Origin of the sequence: uncultured Romboutsia sp., assembly GCF_958366745.1 — a bacterium.
GTDB classification, from domain to species: Bacteria; Bacillota; Clostridia; order Peptostreptococcales; family Peptostreptococcaceae; genus Romboutsia; species Romboutsia timonensis.
On the sequence record NZ_CATXCO010000238.1, the window covers coordinates 1 to 3,533 of the forward strand.

Genomic DNA, 3,533 nt, shown 5'->3' on the forward strand with positions numbered 1-3,533 from the left:
TGTTAATAAGTCTATGAGATTTAAATTTTCTTTCTAAAAACATTATCATAGGATTTAAAAGCAATGTTAAAAGTATTCCAATTAAAAATGGACTGAAAAAAGACATTAATCCATTAATACTATCTAATATTTGTCTTGGAGAGTCGATAGCTTTGTACAGTATTATAGAAATAAATGCTATAAGTATGTAGTATTTTATATTGTCTTTTGAAATCATAATAAACTCCTCCTTAGATAATGTTAAAAATTTCTACTAAATATATTTTATGCAAATATAAAAAATTAAGTATCACTATAAAATAATTTACTTAAGAAACTTTTATAATAAGAATATTAACAATATATCTTTTTTTTAGTACATTTAATAGATAAACTATTATTTAAAGAGTTAATTTGAGTAAATAGTAAATTAAATATTTTAATTTTTACTCATATAGATTATATTATAATAATGAAACGAAAATTGATTTGCTAGAAGTGTTAAATAAACATTTTAGTGTTGATATAATATATAGTCATTAAAAATGATGATATTAAAACTATAAGAGAAAGGTGAAATTATGAGAATAAATAAATATATAGCATCTTGTGGTGTAGCATCAAGAAGAAAAGCAGAAGAAATAATACTAGATGGTAGGGTTACTGTAAATGGAAAGCTAGTTACAGAACTTGCCTTTAATATAGATGAGGAAAAAGATATAGTTGAAATTGATGGAGAACAAATAGGTGTAGAAAAAAATAATGTTTACATTGTTTTAAACAAACCAGAAGGTTATATAACAACTGTTAAAGATCAATTTGATAGACCAAGTGTACTTGATTTAGTAAAAGATATAGATGAAAGAGTTTATCCTATAGGAAGACTAGATTATGAAACTAGTGGTTTATTGATACTTACTAATGATGGTGATTTAACTTATAAATTAACTCATCCAAAACATGAAGTTGATAAAACTTACATGGCTATAGTTAAAGGTGTACCAAATGCACAAGAAATTAAAAACTTTGAAGAAGGTTTATATATAGAAGACTACAAAACAGCTCCTGCTAAAATAAAAGTAGTTAAAATAAATGAAGAAAAGAACTATTCAATATGTCAAATAAAAATACATGAAGGTAGAAATAGACAAGTAAGAAAAATGTGTAGAGCTATAAATCACCCAGTACTTAGACTTAGAAGAGCAGCTATGGGTAAAATAGTGTTAAAAGATTTAGAAGTAGGTCAGTACAGACATCTAACTAAAGAAGAAGTGGCTTATTTAAAAAGTATAAAGTAGAGGTAAAGTATGAAAGTAGGAAAGTGTTTAACTAAGATTACAGATATAAATAAATTATATTTAGAAAAAGTTATAAATAAAGGTGATATAGTAGTTGATGCTACTATGGGAAATGGATACGATACAAAGTATTTAGCAGAGAAGGTTGGAGAAGAAGGATTTGTATATAGTTTTGATATACAAGAAACTGCTCTTAAATCTACTAAAAAAAGATTAGATAAAGAAAACTTAAGCGATAGAGTTAAGTTAATACTTGATGGTCATGAAAATATGGACAAGTATGTTGAAGGAGAAGTAAGCTGTGTTTTATTTAATTTAGGATATCTTCCAAGAGCTGACCATAATATAATAACTAAACCTGAAACTACTATTAAGGCCATTAAACATTCTTTAAATTTATTAAAACCTCATGGAGTTATAAGTATAGCAATATACACAGGACATGAAGGTGGAATGGAAGAGAAAAATAGTGTTTATGAATTTGTAAAAAATCTTGATCAAAATGAATTTAACGTATTAGAATCTGGATTTATAAATCAAATAAATAATCCACCACAACTTGTTTTAATAGAGAAGAAAAAAGAATATATAAAATAAATTAGTAAATGTATTGGAAGTTATTGATATTTTTAATATATAATTATACAATGTTTGTATAGTACTTTATACTAGGTAAACATAACACAAAATAAAAAGATATTAAAAGGCATTTTAAAATATATATTTATGAGATGTAAATCTCATTAAGGTATTTTGAAATGCCTTTTTATAATATTTCTAGTGATTGTTATCCATACTATGCTTTTAGTACACGTATATGTGAAACAACATATGATGATGGATTTTTACACAATGAACAAGGTCATCCAAGAGCAGCAGGAACTTTCCCAAGACTTATAGATAAGTATGTTAAAACTGGGAAGTTAAGTTTATATGATGCAATAAATAAAATGACTACAATGCAAGCTAAAAAGCTTGGTCTTAGTAATAAAGGAAATTTATCTAAGGGAAGCGATGCTGATATTACTATTTTTTCTTATGATGAGATAAAAGACAATGCAACTTTTGATAATCCAATTAAAAAGCCTGATGGAATTAAATATGTTTTAATTAAAGGTAGCGTTGCTCTAAAAGATGGAGAAATAGTAAATGGAAAACTTGGAACTTCTGTAAGAAGATAAATTTATTAAAAGTAGAACTTTTATATTTAGAAAGTTCTATTTTTTGTAAGAAAATCGTAAGAATTTAGTTAATAATTACGTAAGAAATTTATCTTATTATAAATATATAGTAAAAGTTGATAAGCAATATAATTATAAAAGGATGTGATTTTCGTGTATAATACAGTGAGAAGTAATTTATAAAAGGGGTAGATACAATGTATAACATATTAGTAGTCGATGATGATAAGGAAATAGTTGAATCAATTGAAATATATTTAAAAAATGAAGGGTTCAATATATTTAAAGCTTACAATGGTATAGAAGCTTTAGAAATTTTAGTAGAAAAAGAAATCCATTTAATATTAATGGATATAATGATGCCTAAATTAGATGGAATAAAGGCAACCATAAAAATAAGAGAAGAAAAAAACATACCAATAATATTAGTATCAGCAAAAAGTGAAGATACAGATAAAATAATAGGGTTAAATATAGGTGCAGACGATTATATAACAAAACCATTTAATTTATTAGAACTTATAGCAAGGGTAAAGTCAAACTTAAGAAGATATGTTACTTTAGGCAATTATGATAATAATTTTAATAAAGATATATTAAAAAGTGGTGGACTTGAACTTAATATATCAACAAAGGAAGTAAAAGTTGATGGAGAAGTTGTAAAAATAACTCCAATAGAATTTAAAATATTAAAGCTATTATTATCTAACAAAGGCAGAGTATTTTCTATAGATGAGATATACGAAAAAGTATGGAATGAAGAAAGTTTTAATGTTGAAAATACTGTAGCAGTACATATTAGAAGGATAAGGGAAAAAATTGAGATTAATCCGAAAGAACCAAGGTATTTGAAGGTAGTGTGGGGAGTTGGATATAAAATTGAAAAATTATAATGGGAAAATATTAAAAAATAAAAGCCTTATATTTAATTGTATTTTTATTTTAGCTATGTTTATGATTACTCAAGTTTTAGGAGTAATGATATGTCTTAAATTAATAAATACAACTAATATCAATAGTTTCAGAAACGTAAAAAATGACATTTTGAAATGCTTCGCCCACGCAGTGGCTCAAG

4 protein-coding genes and 1 pseudogene are annotated in these 3,533 nt (G+C 25.0%); 4 read left to right on the forward strand and 1 reads right to left on the reverse strand.

Annotated elements, in window-relative coordinates:
* Positions 1-217 (reverse strand): annotated as a pseudogene (locus Q5F54_RS11990) (AI-2E family transporter); the annotation flags it as partial.
* A gap of 343 nt (positions 218-560) precedes the next feature.
* Between Q5F54_RS11990 and Q5F54_RS11995 the strand changes: the two are divergent.
* From Q5F54_RS11995 to Q5F54_RS12010, 4 genes are all read left to right on the forward strand, one after another.
* Positions 561-1,277 (forward strand): pseudouridine synthase, encoded by a 717-nt coding sequence (locus Q5F54_RS11995; protein WP_276702469.1) that lies wholly within the window; start codon positions 561-563, stop codon positions 1,275-1,277.
* 9 nt (positions 1,278-1,286) lie between these two features.
* Positions 1,287-1,874: a class I SAM-dependent methyltransferase gene (locus Q5F54_RS12000; RefSeq protein ID WP_281537823.1), complete on the forward strand. Its 588-nt coding sequence runs from the start codon at positions 1,287-1,289 to the stop codon at positions 1,872-1,874.
* 161 nt (positions 1,875-2,035) lie between these two features.
* Positions 2,036-2,458: an amidohydrolase family protein gene (locus Q5F54_RS12005; RefSeq protein ID WP_288526479.1), complete on the forward strand. Its 423-nt coding sequence runs from the start codon at positions 2,036-2,038 to the stop codon at positions 2,456-2,458.
* A 197-nt stretch (positions 2,459-2,655) separates the two neighbouring features.
* On the forward strand, positions 2,656-3,351 hold the full coding sequence (locus Q5F54_RS12010; RefSeq protein ID WP_281537821.1) for a response regulator transcription factor: 696 nt from the start codon (positions 2,656-2,658) through the stop codon (positions 3,349-3,351).
* Positions 3,352-3,533: the final 182 nt, after the last annotated feature.

Coding starts and splice junctions, on each gene's coding strand:
- Q5F54_RS11995 (WP_276702469.1), top strand. CDS start 561: ATGAGAATAAATAAATATATAGCATCTTGTGGTGTAGCATCAAGAAGA.
- Q5F54_RS12005 (WP_288526479.1), top strand. CDS start 2,036: ATGCCTTTTTATAATATTTCTAGTGATTGTTATCCATACTATGCTTTT.
- Q5F54_RS12010 (WP_281537821.1), top strand. CDS start 2,656: ATGTATAACATATTAGTAGTCGATGATGATAAGGAAATAGTTGAATCA.
- Q5F54_RS12000 (WP_281537823.1), top strand. CDS start 1,287: ATGAAAGTAGGAAAGTGTTTAACTAAGATTACAGATATAAATAAATTA.